Annotated in this window: 2 tRNA genes and 1 rRNA gene; all 3 read left to right on the top strand. The window is 47.9% G+C overall.

From position 1 onward, the window contains the following. The first annotated feature begins 48 nt into the window (after positions 1–48). Positions 49–125, top strand: a tRNA-Ile gene (locus P349_RS00015). Positions 126–168: 43 nt separating this feature from the next. Further along, positions 169–244: transfer RNA gene (locus tag P349_RS00020), tRNA-Ala, on the top strand. Positions 245–414: 170 nt separating this feature from the next. After that, positions 415–516, top strand: a 23S ribosomal RNA gene (locus tag P349_RS0124910); the annotation flags it as partial.

The raw sequence follows: 516 nt of genomic DNA, 5'->3' as shown, positions 1-516 counted from the left end.
AGTGCTCACACAGATTGTCTGATGAAAAACAGCAGTAAAAATCTCTGCAGGCTTGTAGCTCAGGTGGTTAGAGCGCACCCCTGATAAGGGTGAGGTCGGTGGTTCAAGTCCACTCAGGCCTACCAAACTCCTTTTAAAGGATGAGCGGTACAGAGATTGCAAAACGATGGGGCTATAGCTCAGCTGGGAGAGCGCCTGCTTTGCACGCAGGAGGTCTGCGGTTCGATCCCGCATAGCTCCACCATCTTTTACTGCAAATACAAGAAAACTTCAGAGTGAACCTGAAAAGGTGCACTGCGAAGTTTTGCTCTTTAAAAATCTGGATCAAGCTGAAAATTGAAACGACACATCTTTAAGGTGTGTTCGAGTCTCTCAAATTTTTGCAATCAGAAGTGAAACATCTTCGGGTTGTGAGGTTAAGCGACTAAGCGTACACGGTGGATGCCCTGGCAGTCAGAGGCGATGAAGGACGTGCTAATCTGCGAAAAGCGCCGGCGAGGTGATATGAACCTTTGA

Source organism: Enterobacter sp. DC4 (assembly GCF_000568095.1).
Classification (GTDB): Bacteria; Pseudomonadota; Gammaproteobacteria; order Enterobacterales; family Enterobacteriaceae; genus Enterobacter; species Enterobacter pseudoroggenkampii.
This window is presented reverse-complemented; position numbering and strand designations above follow the sequence as displayed.